The sequence below is a fragment of the Pelomonas baiyunensis genome (assembly GCF_043555935.1).
Lineage (GTDB): Bacteria > Pseudomonadota > Gammaproteobacteria > Burkholderiales > Burkholderiaceae_C > Pelomonas > Pelomonas baiyunensis.
This window is the reverse complement of sequence record NZ_JBIGIB010000005.1, coordinates 224328-242135: the sequence shown is the minus strand read 5'-3', so window position 1 is coordinate 242135 and position 17808 is coordinate 224328. Positions and strand designations below refer to the sequence as shown.

The 17808-nt window shown below is 68.6% G+C and carries 23 protein-coding genes; 5 read left to right on the top strand and 18 right to left on the bottom strand.

Annotation, left to right across the window (positions count from 1 at the left end; all coding sequences use genetic code 11):
• Nucleotides 1–28: 28 nt before the first annotated feature.
• The 13 genes from ACG01O_RS17935 to ACG01O_RS17875 form a co-directional block, all read right to left on the bottom strand.
• A complete protein-coding gene (locus ACG01O_RS17935) occupies nucleotides 29–1840 on the bottom strand; it encodes a DUF1800 domain-containing protein (protein WP_394386723.1) in 1812 nt (603 codons plus the stop codon).
• A 147-nt stretch (nucleotides 1841–1987) separates the two neighbouring features.
• Nucleotides 1988–2239 (bottom strand): YfhL family 4Fe-4S dicluster ferredoxin, encoded by a 252-nt coding sequence (locus ACG01O_RS17930; protein ID WP_394386721.1) that lies wholly within the window; start codon nucleotides 2237–2239, stop codon nucleotides 1988–1990.
• Entirely contained in the window at nucleotides 2230–2361 is a 132-nt protein-coding gene (locus ACG01O_RS17925) for a hypothetical protein (protein WP_394386720.1), read from the bottom strand. The genes ACG01O_RS17930 and ACG01O_RS17925 overlap by 10 nt, the downstream gene beginning before the upstream one ends.
• A 2-nt stretch (nucleotides 2362–2363) precedes the next feature.
• Entirely contained in the window at nucleotides 2364–2861 is a 498-nt protein-coding gene (gene coaD, locus ACG01O_RS17920; protein WP_394386719.1) for a pantetheine-phosphate adenylyltransferase, read from the bottom strand.
• The gene (gene rsmD / locus ACG01O_RS17915; protein WP_394386717.1) at nucleotides 2858–3409 is read right to left on the bottom strand and encodes a 16S rRNA (guanine(966)-N(2))-methyltransferase RsmD; all 552 of its coding nucleotides are present in this window, start codon (nucleotides 3407–3409) and stop codon (nucleotides 2858–2860) included. Before rsmD ends, coaD begins: the two co-directional genes overlap by 4 nt.
• A 27-nt stretch (nucleotides 3410–3436) precedes the next feature.
• Nucleotides 3437–4216, bottom strand: a complete 780-nt coding sequence (gene hisF / locus ACG01O_RS17910; RefSeq protein ID WP_394386716.1) for an imidazole glycerol phosphate synthase subunit HisF — start codon at nucleotides 4214–4216, stop codon at nucleotides 3437–3439.
• A gap of 80 nt (nucleotides 4217–4296) precedes the next feature.
• Entirely contained in the window at nucleotides 4297–5046 is a 750-nt protein-coding gene (gene hisA / locus ACG01O_RS17905; protein WP_394386714.1) for a 1-(5-phosphoribosyl)-5-[(5-phosphoribosylamino)methylideneamino]imidazole-4-carboxamide isomerase, read from the bottom strand.
• Between the two features lie 136 nt (nucleotides 5047–5182).
• Complete coding sequence (hisH, locus tag ACG01O_RS17900; protein ID WP_394386712.1) at nucleotides 5183–5917, bottom strand: imidazole glycerol phosphate synthase subunit HisH; 735 nt, start codon at nucleotides 5915–5917, stop codon at nucleotides 5183–5185.
• Nucleotides 5914–6510: an imidazoleglycerol-phosphate dehydratase HisB gene (hisB, locus tag ACG01O_RS17895; RefSeq protein ID WP_394386711.1), complete on the bottom strand. Its 597-nt coding sequence runs from the start codon at nucleotides 6508–6510 to the stop codon at nucleotides 5914–5916. Before hisB ends, hisH begins: the two co-directional genes overlap by 4 nt.
• Nucleotides 6507–7589 carry a histidinol-phosphate transaminase gene (gene hisC / locus ACG01O_RS17890; RefSeq protein ID WP_394386710.1) on the bottom strand — a complete coding sequence of 361 codons (1083 nt, stop codon included), beginning with the start codon at nucleotides 7587–7589 and terminating at the stop codon, nucleotides 6507–6509. Before hisC ends, hisB begins: the two co-directional genes overlap by 4 nt.
• A complete protein-coding gene (locus ACG01O_RS17885; RefSeq protein WP_394386708.1) occupies nucleotides 7586–8014 on the bottom strand; it encodes a PIN domain-containing protein in 429 nt (142 codons plus the stop codon). Before ACG01O_RS17885 ends, hisC begins: the two co-directional genes overlap by 4 nt.
• Nucleotides 8011–8229, bottom strand: a complete 219-nt coding sequence (locus ACG01O_RS17880; RefSeq protein ID WP_394386705.1) for a CopG family transcriptional regulator — start codon at nucleotides 8227–8229, stop codon at nucleotides 8011–8013. Before ACG01O_RS17880 ends, ACG01O_RS17885 begins: the two co-directional genes overlap by 4 nt.
• 47 nt (nucleotides 8230–8276) lie before the next feature.
• The gene (locus ACG01O_RS17875) at nucleotides 8277–9137 is read right to left on the bottom strand and encodes a substrate-binding periplasmic protein (RefSeq protein WP_394386703.1); all 861 of its coding nucleotides are present in this window, start codon (nucleotides 9135–9137) and stop codon (nucleotides 8277–8279) included.
• A 111-nt stretch (nucleotides 9138–9248) separates the two neighbouring features.
• On the opposite strand from ACG01O_RS17875, the gene ACG01O_RS17870 reads away from it, so the two are divergent.
• Nucleotides 9249–10574, top strand: a complete 1326-nt coding sequence (locus ACG01O_RS17870; protein ID WP_394386701.1) for a GNAT family N-acetyltransferase — start codon at nucleotides 9249–9251, stop codon at nucleotides 10572–10574.
• Nucleotides 10575–10588: 14 nt separating this feature from the next.
• Here ACG01O_RS17870 and hisD read toward each other — a convergent pair whose 3' ends face one another.
• The 5 genes from hisD to ACG01O_RS17845 form a co-directional block, all read right to left on the bottom strand.
• A complete protein-coding gene (hisD, locus tag ACG01O_RS17865; RefSeq protein ID WP_394386699.1) occupies nucleotides 10589–11890 on the bottom strand; it encodes a histidinol dehydrogenase in 1302 nt (433 codons plus the stop codon).
• Nucleotides 11887–12555: an ATP phosphoribosyltransferase gene (hisG, locus tag ACG01O_RS17860; RefSeq protein ID WP_394386697.1), complete on the bottom strand. Its 669-nt coding sequence runs from the start codon at nucleotides 12553–12555 to the stop codon at nucleotides 11887–11889. The genes hisD and hisG overlap by 4 nt, the downstream gene beginning before the upstream one ends.
• Nucleotides 12552–12791, bottom strand: a complete 240-nt coding sequence (locus tag ACG01O_RS17855) for a BolA family protein (RefSeq protein WP_394386695.1) — start codon at nucleotides 12789–12791, stop codon at nucleotides 12552–12554. The genes hisG and ACG01O_RS17855 overlap by 4 nt, the downstream gene beginning before the upstream one ends.
• 89 nt (nucleotides 12792–12880) lie before the next feature.
• A complete protein-coding gene (locus ACG01O_RS17850; RefSeq protein WP_394386693.1) occupies nucleotides 12881–13636 on the bottom strand; it encodes an ABC transporter permease in 756 nt (251 codons plus the stop codon).
• Nucleotides 13633–14556, bottom strand: coding sequence for an ABC transporter ATP-binding protein (locus tag ACG01O_RS17845; RefSeq protein WP_394386691.1), 924 nt, complete (start codon nucleotides 14554–14556; stop codon nucleotides 13633–13635). Before ACG01O_RS17845 ends, ACG01O_RS17850 begins: the two co-directional genes overlap by 4 nt.
• Nucleotides 14557–14700: 144 nt before the next feature.
• On the opposite strand from ACG01O_RS17845, the gene ACG01O_RS17840 reads away from it, so the two are divergent.
• From ACG01O_RS17840 to ACG01O_RS17825, 4 genes are all read left to right on the top strand, one after another.
• Nucleotides 14701–15360 carry a TetR/AcrR family transcriptional regulator gene (locus ACG01O_RS17840; RefSeq protein WP_394386689.1) on the top strand — a complete coding sequence of 220 codons (660 nt, stop codon included), beginning with the start codon at nucleotides 14701–14703 and terminating at the stop codon, nucleotides 15358–15360.
• 10 nt (nucleotides 15361–15370) lie between these two features.
• Nucleotides 15371–16144, top strand: a complete 774-nt coding sequence (locus ACG01O_RS17835) for a tetratricopeptide repeat protein (protein ID WP_394386687.1) — start codon at nucleotides 15371–15373, stop codon at nucleotides 16142–16144.
• A gap of 152 nt (nucleotides 16145–16296) precedes the next feature.
• Complete coding sequence (locus tag ACG01O_RS17830; RefSeq protein ID WP_394386685.1) at nucleotides 16297–16638, top strand: hypothetical protein; 342 nt, start codon at nucleotides 16297–16299, stop codon at nucleotides 16636–16638.
• Nucleotides 16639–16771: 133 nt separating this feature from the next.
• The gene (locus tag ACG01O_RS17825; protein WP_394386683.1) at nucleotides 16772–17734 is read left to right on the top strand and encodes an alpha/beta hydrolase; all 963 of its coding nucleotides are present in this window, start codon (nucleotides 16772–16774) and stop codon (nucleotides 17732–17734) included.
• Nucleotides 17735–17808 lie beyond the last annotated feature (74 nt).

Genomic DNA, 17808 nt, shown 5'->3' with positions numbered 1-17808 from the left:
TCGAGCAGGGCGTGTTGGCGCGGGGCCCTCACCGCTGAATCACGTGGTCAGGGCTGAGGGCGGTCACGATCAACGCGGCCTTGACCGAATCGGTCTTGCTGTCGATCGCGCCGATGAGCGTGGTCAGCCGCTGGCGGGTGCTGTCGCTCATGCCGAGGTTGAAGAACAGCAGGTCCAGCCGGTCCACCAGTGCCTTGGCGTCCAGGGCGGCAAGGCTGGTGAGGTCCAGGTTGAGCCGGTGCTGTTCGGGCCAGCCGTAGCCGCCGCTTTGAAACAACTCGGCGAAGAAGTTCAACGAGCCCGCCACGGCGGTTTCGCCGCTGATCTGGAACTCGGGCGCCACCCAGCCCTGCGCGGCAATGGGGCCGGCCGGCTTGAACGCGGGTGAATAGAAGTTGAAGACCGACGGCGCCAGCAAGGGGCTTTGGCCCAGCGCGTCGTCCGCACTGTCGAGGTACTGGATGCGGTTCTGGCCGCTGGCGCTCTTGGCACCCAGGCCGCGCAGGACGTTGGCCAAGCGCACCACCGGCTCGCGCTGCTTGGCCACCGAAGCGGCCGGGCTGTCGCCTCGGGCTTCAGCGTCCAGCAGCACCGCGCGCACCACGGCCCGCAGGTTGCCGCGCACACCGGCGCCGTCGTTGGCGAACACCGCCGCCACGCGGCCAACGTAGGCTGCGCTGGGGTTGCTCGTCACCAGACGCTGGATGAGCTGCCGGGCGAAGAACGGCGGCACGTTGGGGTGCTGGAAGATCGCGTCCAGCGCATCGGCCATGTCCTTCTCGGGCGTTTGGCCGGCGGGCAGGGTCTTGCCGTCCAGCAGCTTTTTCTCGCCGGTGGCGTGGTAGCCGGCCCAGGCTTTCATGGGCACCACCCACAGGGCCTCATCGTTGTCGTCGTGGTTGTGGAAGAGGTCGGGCTGGTTGTTGTCCAGCCCGCCGTAGCTCCAGCCGCTGAAAGCCTGGGCAAAGCCTTTCACCACAGCCTCGTCGTAGGTGGGCTGGGTCTTGCCCGCGGCGTCGAGCTTGGGCGTGCCGTCGGCGTTCAGCTGCACCAGCCCGATGGAGAACAGCTGCAGCACCTCGCGGGCGTAGTTTTCGTTGGGGTGGGTGCCGCGCGCCGGGTCGCCCTTTTCGCTTTCCAGCAGGTTCAGGTAGTAGCCCATGGCGGGGTGCAGGGTCACGTCCTGCAGCAGCGTGCGCCAATTGCCGAAGGCGTTGCGGTTGAGCATGTCCAGGTAGCTGCTCATGGCCACGGGGCGGATGTCGGGGGCGATGTTGCTGATGACGAAGATCTGCAGCAGCGCCCAGCTCACGCGGGCGCGCAGCTGGTCTTCACCGCTCAGCCATTGCTGCCAGATCGCCTCGTAGCTGGCTTCCTCGGGCACGTAGGGCTTCTCGCCGGGCGCCTGGTCGCGGCCGCGCTGGCGGTTCAGGTAGTCGAGGTGCAGCGCCGCGGGTTGGGCGAACTGGGCATTGAGCCAGCTGTCCAGGCCCTGCGCCACCAAGGCGTCCACCTGGGCCGGGCCGGTGGCGCCGAACGTGGCCTGCGAGAGGAAGCGGGCGGCATCACGCCGCGTGGGCGGGGGTGCAGGCGGTGCACCGGGCGTGCTGGGCGCGCCCTCCCCCGGGCCGGCCGACGATGCCGCACCCCCTCCACCCCCGCAGGCCGCCAGCAAGGCGGCTGCGCTGGCGGCGGCCAATACACCGGCCGCGCGATCGGCGGCGGGTTGGGTGTCCGGCGACGTGCCCGGCGTCGGCGCACACCGGCCGTTCAAGGGGTCCAAGGTGTCGACCGTGTCGACCGGAGGGGCCGTGTCAGCCCGGTTGCTCGTGTCGTCCATGCCCACTCCCACAGCGCTGCGGCACTGTAGGCAGGCCGCAGCGCGCGCGGCGTGAGCAATGGTGAGGGGATGTAGCGGCCCCGGGCCGTGGGCCAGGGCCTTGCGCCATGGCCTTGCGCCGAAAGGGGGCGCATCCGCCGAAAGAGGTCAGGCGGCCGAGGTCAGGCGCTCGTACTTCTGCAGCAGCGTCTCACGGCTTTCCACGTGCGCCGGGTTCACCGGAATGCAGGCCACCGGGCACAGCATCACGCACTGCGGCTCGTCAAAGTGGCCCACACACTCGGTGCACTTGGCCGGGTTGATCTCGTAGAACTCCGCGCCCATCGAGATGGCGTTGTTCGGGCAGGCCGGCTCGCAGACGTCGCAGTTGATGCATTCGTCCGTGATCATCAGCGCCATGTTGCGACTCCATCGGGCTGCCGGACGAATACGGCACGCGCCTGCATGCGCGCGCCGCGCTCGGCGGGGCAAGGCATGCCTTGCCGATTCCCGCCGTGCGTGTCGGTGATCATCAGCGCCATCGTCAGCTCCCCTTGAACTTGTCGTTCAAGCGCGCCAGCACGCCGGGCGACACGAACTCGGCCACCTCGCCGCCCAGCGTCGCGATCTCGCGCACGAAGGTGCTGGAGGTGTACTGGTGGTGCTCGCCGGGGGTCAGGAAGATGGTTTCCACCTCGGGCATGAGCTTGCGGTTCATGCCGGCCATCTGGAACTCGTACTCGAAGTCGCCCCCCGTGCGCAGTCCACGCACCACCACGCGGCCGTCGTGTGCCCGCACGAAGTCGCGCAGCAGGCCGTCGAAGGCAATCACCTCGACGTTGCCGAGGGGCGCGGCCACCTCTTGCGCCATGGCCAGGCGCTCGTCCAGCGTGAACATGGTCTTCTTGTGGTGGCCCACGGCCACGGCCAGCACCAGGCGCTCGAACATGCCGGCGGCGCGGCGCATCAGGTCTTCGTGGCCGAGGGTGATCGGGTCGAAGGTGCCGGGGTAGACGGCGGTGATGGTCGTACGGGTCGTCATGGGGCGGGATTGTCCTCGCGGCGCAGCAGGTGGTAGTGCACCGCGCCCGCACGCCCCTGGCGCCACACGGTGAAACCGGCCGGCGGCGTGATGCTGTGCGGCGCTTCCACGTAGATCAGCCCGCCCTCGGCCAGCAGCGGCAGCGCTGCGGCCAGGGCTGCGTCGAACAGGTCGGCGGCAAAGGGCGGGTCCAGCAGCACGAGGTCGAAACCGCCGCGCGGTGCGGCACGCATCCAGGCCAGCGCATCGGCCGCATGCACCTTCATCGTCGTGGCCTTGAGGCGCTGAACGCTGGCGCGCAGGCCGGCGGCCAGCTTGGCATCGCGCTCCACCAGCACCACCTCGGCCGCGTCGCGCGAGGCGGCCTCAAAGCCCAGCGCGCCGCTGCCCGCGAAAGCGTCCAGCACGCACCAGCCGGTCAGCGTCTGGCCCAGCCAGTTGAAGAGTGTCTCGCGCACGCGGTCCGACGTGGGCCGCAGGCCCGGTGCGTCGGGCACGGGCAGCTTGGAGCGCTTCCACTGCCCGCCAATGATTCGAATCTCACCCATGGCCGCATTGTCCGCGGCCGCGGTGACTCACTGGCGGACCGGGATGCCCCGCGCGGCCATCAGCGCCTTGGCCTCGCCCACCGTGTGCTGGCCGAAGTGGAAGATGCTGGCGGCCAGCACCGCGTCAGCGCCGCCTTTGGTGATGCCATCGGCCAAGTCGTCCAGGCCGCCCACGCCACCCGACGCGATGACGGGCACGGGCACCGCGTCACTCACGGCGCGGGTCAGTTCCAGGTCGAAGCCGCTCTTGGTGCCGTCGCGGTCCATGCTGGTAAGCAGGATCTCGCCGGCGCCGAACTCGGCCATCTGCTGGGCCCAGGCCACGGCGTCCAGGCCCACGTTCTTGCGGCCGCCGTGGGTGTAGACGTCCCAGCCGGGGCCGCGCGCCGCGAGGTCGTCGCCCTGGCGGCGCTTGGCGTCAATGGCCACCACGATGCACTGCGCGCCATAGCGGTCGCTGGCCGCGCGGATCAGCTCGGGGTCGGCCACCGCGGCGGAGTTGAACGACACCTTGTCGGCGCCCGCGTTCAGCAGCCGGCGCACATCGGCCACGGCCCGCACGCCGCCACCCACCGTCAGCGGGATGAAGACCTTGGAGGCCACGTCTTCAATGATGTGCAGAATCAGGTCGCGGCCGTCGCTGGTGGCGGTGATGTCGAGGAAGGTCAGCTCGTCGGCGCCCTGCTCGTTGTAGCGGGCGGCGATGTCCACCGGGTCGCCGGCGTCCCGCAGGCCGACGAAGTTGACGCCTTTGACGACGCGACCGGCGGTCACGTCCAGGCAGGGGATGATGCGTTTGGCGAGCATCGGTCAGCGGCGCGTGGCCGTCCAGAGCCGCTGACGCGCCCCCTCGGGGGGCAGCGAACGGAGTGAGCGTGGGGGCATCATCAGCCCAATGCAGCCATCAGCTCGTCCGCACGGGCCTGGCCGGCAGCGAAGTCGAGATCACCGGTGTAGATGGAGCGACCGCAGATCACGCCCTCCACGCCATCGCCGAACACGGCGCACAGGCGCTCGATATCGGCGATGTTGGACAGGCCGCCCGATGCGATGACGGGAATGGTCAGCGCCTGGGCCAGCTTGACGGTGGCCTCGATGTTGATGCCGGTCAGCATGCCGTCGCGGCCGATGTCGGTGTAGATGATGCCTTCGACGCCGTAGTCCTGGAACTTCTGGCCCATGTCGACGACTTCGTGACCCGTGAGCTTGCTCCAGCCGTCGGTGGCGACCTTGCCGTCCTTGGCGTCCAGGCCCACGATGATGTGGCCGCCAAAGGCGCTGCAGGCGTCCTTCAGGAAGCCGGGGTTCTTCACCGCGGCCGTGCCGATGATGACGTAGCTCAGGCCGTCGTCCAGGTAACGCTCGATGGTGTCGAGGTCACGGATGCCACCGCCCAGCTGGATGGGGATCTCGTCACCCACCTCTTTGATGATCGCCTTGATGGCCGGCTCGTTGACCGGCTTGCCCGCGAAGGCGCCGTTCAGGTCCACCAGGTGCAGGCGACGCGCGCCGGCATCCACCCAGCGGCGGGCCATGGCGGCGGGGTCTTCACCGAAGGTGGTGGAGTCGTTCATGTCGCCTTGCTTGAGGCGGACGCAGCGACCGTCTTTCAGGTCGATGGCAGGGATCAGCAGCATGGCCGGGGGCTAGGTCAAAACAAGGGTTGGAAGGCGTGGTGACTTACCGAGTGGCCGCCGTGGAACCGGCTCTGCCGGGCCACCAGCGGCGCCCCCTTGAGGGGGCCGGCGAAGCCGGTAGGGGGTGGGGTGGTCCTCAGGGCTTCCAGTGCAGGAAGTTGCGGTAAAGGGCGAGGCCCAGCGCAGCACTTTTCTCGGGGTGGAATTGGGTCGCAAAAATGTTATCCCGCGCGACTGCACAGGTAAAGCGCAGGCCATAGTCGGTCTCGCCCGCGCTGTGTTCGGGCAACGCCGTCGTCGCGTAGAAGCTGTGCACGAAGTAGAACCAGCTGTCGTCCGGGATGCCGGTCCACACTGGATGCGGGCGCGGCTGGTGCACGCGGTTCCAACCCATCTGCGGCACCTTGAAGCGGCTGCCGTCTTCCTGCAAGCGGCCTTCCAGGCGGAAGCGCTGCACGCGGCCCGGAATCAGCCCCAGCCCCGGCGTGTCCTGCTCCTCGCTGTGGTCCAGCAGCATCTGCATGCCGACGCACACGCCCAGCAGCGGCTTGGTGGCGGCAGCTTCCAGCACGGCTTCCTTGGCGCCTGAAGCGGCCAGCTCCGCCATGCAGTCCCGCATGGCGCCCTGGCCCGGCAGCACCACGCGTTCGGCAGCGCGGATGACCTCGGGGTCGCAGGTGATGGCGACGTCGAAACCCTGGCCCTCGGCCGCATGCATGACGGCCTGCGACACCGAGCGCAGGTTGCCCATGCCGTAGTCGACAACGACGACCGTGCGCGCCCCTCGCCGAACGGGTACGTTCGTCGATCCCCCGAGAGGATGCGGGCCGGCTTGGGACGGCCCGGCGCTCGGCCCTTCGGTGCGCGTCACAGCGACCCCTTCGTCGACGGAATCACGCCGGCCGAGCGGGCGTCGGCCGTTGTGGCCATGCGCAGCGCGCGGCCGAAGGCCTTGAACATGGTCTCGGCCTGGTGGTGGGCGTTGTGGCCCTTCAGGTTGTCGATGTGCACCGTGGCCAGCGCCGCGTTGGCAAAGCCCTGGAAGAACTCGAAGGTCAGCTGCGTGTCGAAGGCCCCGATGCTGCCGGCCGTGAATTTGCAGTCCATGTGCAGGCCCGGGCGGCCGGAGAGGTCGATGACCACGCGCGAAAGCGCCTCGTCCAGCGGCACGTAGCTGTGGCCGTAGCGGGTCAGGCCCGCCTTGTCGCCCACGGCCTTGGCGATGGCCATGCCGAGTGTGATGCCCACGTCTTCCACCGTGTGGTGGCCGTCGATGTGCAGGTCGCCCTCGCAGTGGATGTCCAGGTCGATCAGGCCGTGGCGGGCGATCTGGTCGAGCATGTGGTCGAAGAAGCCGATGCCGGTGTGCAGCTTGGACTGGCCCGTGCCGTCGAGGTTGATGCGCACGGTGATGCGCGTCTCGCGGGTGTTGCGGGTGACTTCGGCGGTGCGTGGGGTGGTCATGACAGGCAACTCGTGAGTTCGGCCAGCAGGCGGGTGTTGTCGTCGGGCGTGCCGACGGTGAAGCGCAAACAGTTGGCCAGCAGCGGGTGCATGGCCGAGACGTTCTTGATCAGCACGCCGCGCGCCTTGAGCGCGGCAAAGGTGGCCGCCGCGTCGGGCACCCGCGCCAGGATCATATTGCCCTGACTCGGCCACGCGTGGACGCCCGGCAGCGCCTGCAGCGCCGCAAACAAGCGCTCGCGCTGCTGCCGCAACTCGGCGGCCTGTGCGGCGTAGACGTCGGCGTGTTCCAGCGCGAAGAAGGCGGCCTCGGCGTTCAGCACGCTGATGTTGTAGGGCGGGCGCAGCTTCTCGACCTGATCGACCAGCGCGGCGGCACCCAGCAGGTAGCCGATGCGCACGCCGGCCAGGCCGAACTTGCTCATGGTGCGCATGACCAGCACGTTGGGCTGGCGGGCCATGAGGCCGAGGCTGTCCTGGCTGGCGAAGGGCTGGTAGGCCTCGTCCATGACCACCAGGCCCGGCGCGGCCTGGGCGATGCGTTCAATGACGCCAGCGTCCCACAGCGTGGCCGTGGGGTTGTTCGGGTAGGCCAGATAGATGAGCGCGGGCTGGTGCTGCGCAATCGCGGCCAGCATGGCGGCTTCGTCGAGCTCGAAATCGTGAGCCCGCAGCGGCACACCCACAAAGTTCAGCCGGTGCTGCCGGGCCAGGGCCTCGTACATCACAAAGCCCGGCACCGGGGCCAGCACCGTGGCGCCGGGCTGGGCGACGGCCAAGGTCAGAAGGCCGATGAGTTCGTCCGACCCATTGCCCAGCGTGACACCCACCTCGTCGCCCACGCCGGCGTGGCGGGCCAGCGCGCGGGCCAACTCGGCCGTCCGCTCGGCGGGGTAGCGGTTCAAGGCCAACGCCCCCAGGCGAGCGCCCAGCGCCTGCTGCAGCTCGGGCGGCAAGCGGTAGGGGTTCTCCATCGCGTCGAGCTTCAGCGCGCCGGCACTGGGTTGCACGACGTAGGCGTGGGCGGCCCGCACGTCCGGGCGGATGCAGGCGAGCGCTTGTTGCAAGGGGTCGGTCATGGTGCGGTGACGAGCGGGTTGAGCACTTGCACGCTGTCGTACACCGCTTCATGCGGCAACGCCAGGCTCAGCAGCCGGGTGCAGCCTTGCGCCTTGGCGCTGGCCACAACCAAGGCGTCGGCAAACGGCAGGCCGAAGCGGCTTTCCAGCGACCAGGCGGCTTCCACCGTGGCCTGGTCAGCCTGCCACGGGCGCCAGTGCTGGTAGCGGCGCACCTCGGCGCGCACGTCGCCCTGGGGCATGGGCGGTGACACGCGCTGGGTGGCGAGCAGGTAGAAGTCGGTCAGCACCTGCACCGAGACGCGACCGGTGCGCGCCGTCCAGAGCGTGCGGAGCCAGGCGAGCACCTGTTCGCGCTCGGCCGGGCGGGCGCCGTCTTCGCTGAACAGCAGCACCGAGGTGTCGACAAACACCGGCTCGCTCATCGCACCTCCCGGCCCGGGTAGGGATGTCCGTCAGAGGCCCAGCTGCGCTCCCGGTGCAGCCAGTCTTGCAGCGCACGTTCGTAGGCGTCGTCGTGCCGCATCTTCTCGGCCAGCAACTCGCCCAGCAGGCGCGACACGCTGGTGTTGCGCCGCGCGGCCTCCAGCCGGGCCCACTCGGCCACAGCGTCGTCCATCGAGACGGTCACGTTCTTCATGGACCGGAGGTTACACGAAGTTCGTGTTCCACGAACTTTGTGTCGCGTTAACCCTGAGGCCGAAACCACAACTCCGGTCGATCCAACGGGGTGGCCTTGGGCAGCAGCGGGTTGTGCAACTCCAGGACCCGTCGGCTGCCCAGCCGGGCGCGGGCCAGGTCGTCGCCGTGGTGCTTGAGGAACAGCCGGTCCCACGCTCCCGTGGTGCGCAGGCGGTGCAGGCCCAGCTCGATGGCTGCGGCCAGCTCGTCATCGTCGGGCGCCACGAAGTAGTACACCGCCGCGGGGTAATGCAGGCAGACGTCCGGCACCACGGTGAGGCCCTGGCCGTAGCGGTCGTGCTCCCACCACACCTCCTCCACGGAGCGCGGAAACGCGTCCGCCCGCCCCAAGCGCAACTGCTTGAACATCGCGTCATAGCTGGGAGACACCACCACCCGCAGCCCGTTGGCCTGCAACACACCGGTGTCGGGCCACTCCAAGCCCTGCAACATGGAAAACGCGCGCAGGTCGGCCAGCGTCTGCACCTCCCGCAGCCGCTCCGACACCTCGTGCGGTGCCAGCAGCAAGCGCCACCCGAACAAGCCTTTGAAGATGGGCAGCCGGATCGGCCGGGCCTGCTGCTCACGCTCCACCGAGGTCATGGTCCAGACCACATCCAGCCGGCCGCTGTGCCGCCCCAGCTCCTGCAGTGCACGGTTTTGCGGGATGAGCTCGGGCGTGGGCTCCAGGGTCACGGGCAGGCCCGCGGCGGCCAGCGCCTGGTCCAGCAGCACGGCCGCATAGTTCTTCATCAGGTCAGCCCGGGCCGACACCCGCGGGATGAGCAGGCGGCGCGGCGCCGCCTGGGCTGAGGCCAGCGAAGCACCCGCCGCGGACAGCAGGAAATTTCGTCGACACAAAGACATGGGCGCAGCGTAGCCCAAGCAGGTGACCGAGGTGAAGGCGGGCCGACGCCATCGCTGCCCCCCCACCCCGCCTGGGGTAGCCTTGGCGCCCCGTGATGTCCTGAGGTGTTGATGTCAGCGTCCCGCCCGACCAAGAAGCCCCTGCAAGCCACTGTTGCGCGCCTGACCCGCACCGGCCGCGCGCTGGGCAAGCTCAAGCCCCAGCCCGTGCACCCGGCGCAGGCGCTGCACGACATCCAGGCCCGCCGCAGCGCGCGCCGTCGCAGCTCGGGCCTGCAACTGGTGCTGGCCGACCGTGTGGACTTCCTGAACCCCGCGCACTGGGACCGCCTCGCCACGCATTCGGTGTTCCTGTCGCGCGAGTACCTGCGCGTGCTGGAGGCCCATGCCCCCGACAACCTGGAGCCGCGCTACGCCATGGCCTATGCCGACGGCGAGCCGGTGGCTGCGTTGCTGCTGCAGCGGGTGACGGTGAGTGGCCCCCAGCTGCGCAAGCCGGGCCGCGTTTCGGGCCTGAAGCGGCTCGTGCAAGCGCCGATGCAGGGCCTCCAGGAACACCTGCTGGTGTGCGGCAACCTGTTGGTGTGGGGGCCGCGCGCCATGGCCTTGAGCCCTGACGTAGACACCACCCTGCTGTGGCACGGCATTGGTGAAGCCATCTACCGCCTGCGCCGCGCAGACAAGCTGCAAGGCCAGTCAGACCTGGCATTGATCAAGGACCTGCCCCTGCCCGGCAGCGACGCCCCTGCCGCCCTGCGCCTGCTGGGCTACCGCACCGTGGACACCGAACCCGACATGGTGCTGACGCTGCGCCCCGAATGGCGCACCTGGGACGACTACCTCGCCAGCATGACCTCGGGCTACCGCAGCGCCGCCAAGAAGCTGCTGAAGGACTGCACCGCGGCGGGCGTGAGCTTGCGCGACATCACCGCCGAAGACATGCAGGCCCGCGCCGACGAACTGCACGCGCTGTACAGCCAGGTGCACGAAGCCCAAGGGCTGCGGCTGGCCACCCTCACGCCGGGTTACCTGCCGGCGCTGGCCGCCGCCCTGGGGCCGCGCTTTCGCTGCCGGGTGGCCGAACACGCCGATGGCCGATGGCTGGGCTTCGTCACCAGCGTGCACGACGGCGACACCACGCTGGGTTACTACATCGGCTACGACCGGGCCGCGAACGCCGACGCCCCGATCTACCTCACGCTGCTGCAGTCCACCGTGCAAGACGCGATCGCCTTCGGCTCGTCGCGCCTGAGCCTGGGCCGCACGGCGCTGGAACCCAAGGCCAAGATGGGCGCCAAGCCTGAGCCGCTGAGCTGTGCGGTGCGCCACCGCGTGTCGGCGCTGAACTGGATCACGACCGCGCTGACCCGCACCGCCGAGCACGACGAGCCGCCCGAACGCAGCCCGTTCAAGGCCGTGCCGACCGACGCCGCCTGAGCGTCAGGCGCGGGTCACTTCAAGCGCAGTTCTGCCGCGCGTGCATGGGCCTGCAAGCCCTCGCCGTGCGCGAGTGTGGACGCGATGCCGCCCAGCACCTGGGCGCCCTGCTCGCTGACCTCGATGAGGCTGCTGCGCTTTTGGAAGTCGTACACGCCCAGCGGCGATGAGAAGCGCGCCGTGCTGGCGGTGGGCAGCACGTGGTTGGGGCCGGCGCAGTAGTCGCCCAGGCTCTCGCTCGTGTACGCACCCATGAAGATGGCGCCCGCATGGCGCAGCAGCGGCTCCCAGCGGGCCGGCTCGGCGGCGCTGATCTCCAAATGCTCGGGCGCGATGCTGTTGCTGATCTCGCAGGCCTCTTCCATCGACCGCGTGTGGATCAACGCACCGCGGCCCTGCAGCGAGGCGCGGATGACGGCTTCGCGCGGCAACGTGGGCAGCAGGCGCTCCATGCTCGCTTTCACGGCGGCGAGGAAGTCGGCGTCCGGGCTGAGCAGGATGCTCTGCGCCAGTTCGTCGTGCTCGGCCTGGCTGAAGAGGTCCATGGCCACCCAGTCCGGCGGCGTGGTGCCGTCGGCGATGACCAGAATCTCGCTCGGGCCGGCAATCATGTCGATGCCGACCTGGCCGAATACATGCTTCTTGGCCGAGGCCACGTAGGCATTGCCCGGCCCGGTGATCTTGTCCACGCGCGGCACGGTGGCCGTGCCGTAGGCCAGCGCGGCCACGGCCTGGGCGCCGCCGATGGTGAACACGCGGTGCACGCCGGCCACGGCCGCCGCGGCCAGCACCAGCGGGTTGCGCACGCCGTCGGGCGTGGGCACCACCATGATGATCTCCGGCACGCCGGCCACATGGGCCGGGATGGCGTTCATCAGCACGCTGCTCGGGTACGCGGCCTTGCCACCGGGCACGTAGATGCCTACGCGGTCCAGCGGCGTGACCTTCTGGCCCAGCAGGGTGCCGTCTTCATCGCGGTAGCTCCAGCTGCGGCCGGACGCTTCCAGTTGACGCTCGTGGTAGGCCCGCACCCGGCGCGCAGCGGCCTGCAAGGCCTCGCGCTGCGCCGCTGGAATGGAGGCGAGCGCGGCCTGCAAGTCGGCCTGGGTCAACTCCAGATCCGCCATGGCGGCGGCCTGCACCCGGTCGAAGCGGGCGGTGTAGTCCAGCACCGCGGCGTCGCCCCGGGCCTGCACGTCGGCCAGGATCTCGGCCACGCGGCCTTCGATGGCCGCATCCGTCTCGGCCGACCAATGGCGCAGGCGCTCGAACTCGGCGGTGAAGTCGGCAGCGGCGGTCGAGAGTTGGCGAATCATGCGGAGACGGCGCCGGCGAAGGCGTCGATGAGGGGGCGCAGGGTGTCGCGCTTGAGCTTGAGCGCGGCTTGGTTGACGACGAGGCGGGAGGAGATGTCCATGATCTGCTCCACCTCCACCAGCTTGTTGGCGCGCAGCGTGCCGCCGGTAGAAACCAGGTCGACGATGGCGTCGGCCAGGCCGGTCAGCGGAGCCAGTTCCATGGAGCCGTAGAGCTTGATCAGGTCCACGTGCACGCCCTTGTCGGCGAAGTGCTGGCGGGCGATCTCGGTGTACTTGGTGGCCACGCGGATGCGCGAGCCTTGCTTCACGGCGGCGACGTAGTCGAAGTCGGCACGCGTGGCCACACTCATGCGGCAGCGGGCGATGTTCAGGTCCAGCGGCTGGTACAGGCCGTGCGAGCCGCCCTGGGCCAGGGCCTGCTCGTGCAACACGTCGCGCCCGGCAACGCCCAGGTCGGCGCCGCCGTACTGCACGTAGGTGGGCACGTCGCTGGCGCGCACCAGCACCACGCGCACGCCCTCGCGGTTGGTCGGCAAGATCAGCTTGCGCGAGGTTTCGGGGTCTTCGAGCACCTCGATGCCGGCGGCGCGCAGCAGCGGCAGGGTCTCTTCAAAGATGCGGCCCTTGGACAGCGCCAGCGTCAGACCTTGGTTGGCACTCATTGCGCGAACTCCTCGGGCGTCAGCGTCTTCATCGACAGCGCGTGGATTTGCTCGCGCATGCGGTCGCCCAAAGCAGCGTACACACGCTGGTGGCGCTTGATGCGGGTGAGGCCGGCAAACTCGGCGGACACGATGGTCGCGAAGAAATGTCGACCGTCGCCCTCGACTTCCAGGTGCGCGCAGGGCAAGCCAGCGGCAATGAAATCGCGTACTTCGAGCGGGGTCGGGTCGGCCATCACGGGGTCCTTCTGGAAAACCCGTGATTCTAGGAAGGGTTGCAACGCGCGGCCTTCGGCCCGCTGCAAACCCCGCTTCAGCCCCGGATTCAGGATCGAATCTTGTAGCCGCGCTGCAGCAGGCTCAGCGCCAAACCGGCCGTGGCCACGAAGCTGAAGCCCACCACGGCGAGGCTCAGCCACGGCGACACGTCGCTCACGCCGAAGAAGCCGCGGCGGAAGCCGTCGATCATGTAGAAGAACGGGTTCAGGTGGCTGATGCCCTGCCAGAACCCAGGCAGCGAGTGCACCGAGTAGAAGACGCCCGACAGGAAGGTCATCGGCATGATGATGAAGTTCTGGAAGGCGGCCAACTGGTCAAACTTCTCGGCCCACAGCCCGGCGATCAGGCCCAGCGTGCCCATCAAGCCAGCGCCGAGCACGGTGAAGGTCAGCACCCACAGGATGTTGTCCAGGCCCGGCGGCGCAAACCACGCCGTCACCAGCAACACGCCCGTGCCCACCGCCAGGCCCCGCACGATGGCCGCGCCCACGTAGGCGACGAACCACGCCAGCGGTGACAGCGGCGTCAGCAGCAGGAACACGAGGTTGCCGGTGATCTTGCTCTGAATGAGGCTGGACGAGCTGTTGGCGAAGGCGTTCTGCAGCACGCTCATCATCACGAGTCCCGGAATCAGGAACTGCGTGTAGCCGACGGTTTCGTACACCTTCACGTGGTCTTCCAGCGTGTGGCCGAACACGAGCAAATACATGCAGGCGGTGAGCACCGGCGCGGCCACGGTCTGGAAGCTGACCTTCCAGAAGCGCAGCACTTCTTTCTTGAACAGGGTGGAGGCGCCGTTCATGCTGCGTCTCCTTGCATGATGTTGAGGAACACGTCTTCCAAATCGGCGCGGCCGATCTCCAAATCTTCGACCGGCACGCCCGCAGCGCGCAGCGTGGCCAGGGTGGTTTCCACTTCAGCGGCGTCATGCGCCGTCACTTGCACGATGCGCCCCGTCACGCGAGCGCGCGCCGCGATCTCCGCCGGCAGCGCCACATCCGTCTTGAAGCGCAGCATGGTGTGCGCCGTGCCGGCCAGCAACTGCGAGGTGCGGTCCAGCGCCACCAGCCGCCCGCCCTTGAGCATGCCGATGCGCTGGCACAGGGCCTCGGCTTCTTCGAGGTAGTGGGTGGTCAGCAGCACCGTGTGGCCCTCTTTGTTCAGGCGGGCGATGAACTGCCACAGCGTCTGGCGCAGCTCCACGTCCACGCCGGCCGTGGGCTCATCCAGCACGATGACCGGCGGGCGGTGCACCAAAGCCTGCGCCACCAGCACGCGGCGCTTCATGCCGCCCGACAACTGGCGCATGTTGGCGTTGGCCTTGTCGGCCAGGCCCAGGTTGGCGAGCAGTTCGTCGATCCAGTCGTCGTTGTGCTTCACGCCGAAGTAGCCGCTCTGGATGCGCAGCGATTCGCGCACGCTGAAAAACGGGTCGAACACCAGCTCCTGCGGCACCACGCCGAGTGCCTTGCGGGCCGCGGCGTAGTCGTTCACCACATCGTGGCCCATCACGCGCACGCGCCCTTCGGTCGCTTTGGCCAGGCCGGCCAGCACGCTGATCAGCGTGGTCTTGCCGGCGCCGTTGGGGCCGAGCAGGCCGAAGAACTCGCCGCAGGGGATGTCGAAACTGACGCCGTTAAGCGCCTTGACCTGCCCTCCCCGGTAAGTTTTCTTGACGTTCTCGAACGAGATGGCGGGGGGCGAAGCGGTCGAACTGGGCATAGGCTTGGAATTCTAGAAGTCGACCCTGTCGGCGCGCTTTTCGCTGCCAGAATGACCCGATGACCTGTCGGCTCCCACGCTCGCTGCGCTCGCTTCCCCGCATGAAAGCGCAACGGTCGTTCGGGGCGATCGCGCGCTCCTGACATGCCCACGCCCAAACGCCCCCGCCGCACTGCCGAGCGCATCCTGGAGGTCACGCTGGACCTCTTCAATGCCTTCGGCGAGCCGAATGTGTCGACGACGCTGATCTCGGCGGAACTGAAGATCAGCCCGGGCAACCTGTACTACCACTACCCGGCCAAGGACGAGCTCGTCAACGCGCTGTTCGGCCGCTACGAGGCCGAGCTGAACGAACTGCTGGCCGCTGCCGACAACGTGCGCAACGTGGAGGATGCCTGGCTGTTCTTCCACATGCTGTTCGAGCTGATCTGGAAGCACCGCTTCCTCTACCGCGACCTGAACGACCTGCTGTTCAAGAACCGCCGGCTGGAAACCCACTTCCAGGCCCTGCTAGCCGCCAAGGAGCAGGCCATGCGCCACGTGCTGTCGGGCCTGCACCTGGGCGGCGCGCTGAAGATGGACCTGCGCGAGGCCGCGCCCACGGCCAATGCCATGGTGGTGGTAGTGAGCTACTGGCTGAGCTACGAATACGTGCGCGACCCGCGCCACGCGCTGGAGCCCGACCGTGCCGGCGCCGCCCTGCTGCGCGGCGCCTTCCACGCGCTGTCCCTGCTGCTACCCTACCTCGAGCCCGCGTCGAAAGACCACCTCTTCAAGCTCGCCGGCCAATACCAATCAACCTAGGAGACAAGCCATGGCCAAGTGGACCGCCTTTCCCTACGACAACGCCGCCTTCGTCTACACCCCGGCCACGCTGAAGAAGCACTGGGCCCGGCTGCACGCCGGCGACGCCGAGCCCTTCCCCAAGGACGCCGCAGTCGTGCAGGCCTGGATCCACTTCCACGCTGGGGAATTCCAGGCCGCCTACGACGCCGGCCTCGCCGCCGGGGGCGCGGGCCTCACCGTGGCGAACAAGGCCCAGGGCATCTACGCCAACTACCTTGAGAAGAAGGAGAAGGTGAAGCTGGAGATGTTCCTGGAAATCGCCGAGCGGGCCGAAGCCCAGCAGGCCGAGGAACCCAAGAACGCCAACGCCTACTACTGGCAGGCCTACGCGCTGGGCCGCTACGGCCAGGGCATCAGCGTGGCCAAGGCGCTGGCGCAGGGCCTGGGCGCCAAGGTCAAGGGCGCGTTGGAAACCACCATCAACCTCGCCCCCAAGCACGCCGACGCGCACATCGCGCTGGGCGCCTTCCACGCCGAGGTGATCGACAAGGTCGGCAAGCTGCTGGGCAAAACCCAGGGCGCAGACACGGCCACGGGCCTGAAGATGTTCGAGCAGGCCTTGAAGCTCAACCCCACCAGTGCCATCGCGATGATCGAGCGCGCCAATGGCCTGGTGATGCTGGAAGGCGACAAGCGGCTGAAGGAAGCCGAGCAGCTGTACGCCGATGCCGCCGCCTGCGAAGCCATGGACGCCATGGAACAACTGGACATCGAGCTCGCCAAGGAAGAGCTGGACGAGTGATCTCCGGCGCCAAGCGCGCATTAGTTCACGCCCGCTGCGGCGGGTCGTGAACTGCATCACACCCCCTCTCCCGCGCCTCCGGGGGTGGCAGCGCCGCCCCAGCGGCGTAAGCTTCGCACCCATCCGCCACCCCACCACCGCGAGACCGCACCATGAAGTTCCTGATCCCTGCTTTCGCTGTCGTCACCGCTTTCGCCGCCCAGGCCGCCAACAACGCCACGCCCGAGCAAGCCGAGCTGCGCGCTGAATGCGCCAAGAGCTACGAAGCCACCAGCAGCATCTCGACCCCGGTCTCGGCCAACGAATACCAATTCGTCTACGCCAACGGCAAGTACAAGGGTGAAGCCAAGCCCGGCAAGCTGCTGGCTTGCACGAACGACCAGTACGCCGCCTACCTGGACAAGGCCGATCCGGCCAAGGTGATGGCCGCCTACCCGACCGCCGCCGGCCGCCCGACCGCCGCCAAGAAGAAGGCCGAGCCCTTCCGCCTGTAAGCCGCTCCACGGCTCACGAAACAAGCGCTCCTCGGAGCGCTTTTTTGTTGCCTGCGCCGGGCAACAACCCTGATCCAGGCACACCAGCGACGCCCTTAAGCTGCACCGCACCCCACCTTGCTGCGGAGCTTGCATGCGGCGTTTGATCCTCCTGCTGTTCACGTGCGCCCTGCTGACCTTGCAGGGCTGTGCCTCGTGCCCGCGTCAGGATCCCCCCGAACCGACCCAGGCATTGGCCTTCAACGCCGCCACGCCCATTTACCGCTTGGCGCCCGCCGGCCACGAGGCGCTGTCGCTGGCCGAGTACCAAAGCCAGTTGGCCAGCTGGCTGCCGGGCCGCGCTCCCGCGGTGCTGTTCGTGCACGGTCGGGGCAAGGAACCCACCAAGAGCGTCTACGGACAGACAGGCATCGCATCGGGCCGAGCGCTTCAGCACCTGACCGACCGCGGCCTGCGCCCCTGGATGTTCAACTGGGACTCCGCCGCCGACGGCCTGGACCGGAGCTGTCCGCTCGCCAAGACCGATGACGCCGTCGATCCGTTCTGGCAGCTGCTGCAGTTCCACGCCGCCCTTCGCGCCCAGCAGCCTGCGCTGCCTCGCCCTGTGCTGCTGGTGCACAGCATGGGTGCCATCGTGCTGCAGAAGGTGATCCAGCAGCACGGGTGGCCAGCCACGGCCCCAGGCGACCGGCTCTTCGAGCGCATCGTCTTCTCCGAGCCCGATGCCGACGAGCGCGACCACGTGCGCTGGCTCACTCGCCTGGCCCAACGCGAAGAGGTGTGGGTCACCTGGAATCGGGGCGACGTCACCTTGAACTTCGCCACCGATGCCCGCGAGGCCGGCGAGGGCGCCTTGGGTCTGGGGGTGCCCTACAACCGCCCGCTGGCCCCCGGCGTGCGCTACCTGGACCTGAGCCACACGGGCTGCTGGCGCGGCTGGCTGAACCACACCGTGTTCGTGGCAGGCAGCTTCGGCTACGCACCGACCACCGACGCGTTCCTGGGGCGCCTGCTCGCTGGCCATCCCATTGACCCCGACCACGACCGCGCCATCGAGCGCCGGGACGAGCGCGGTGTGATTCGGCTCAAACCCTAACCGACAAACCCCACGGCCCTCGGTCAATTGGCCGATGGGCAAGCCCAAGCGCGGGCGGCACAGTCTCCCGTCCA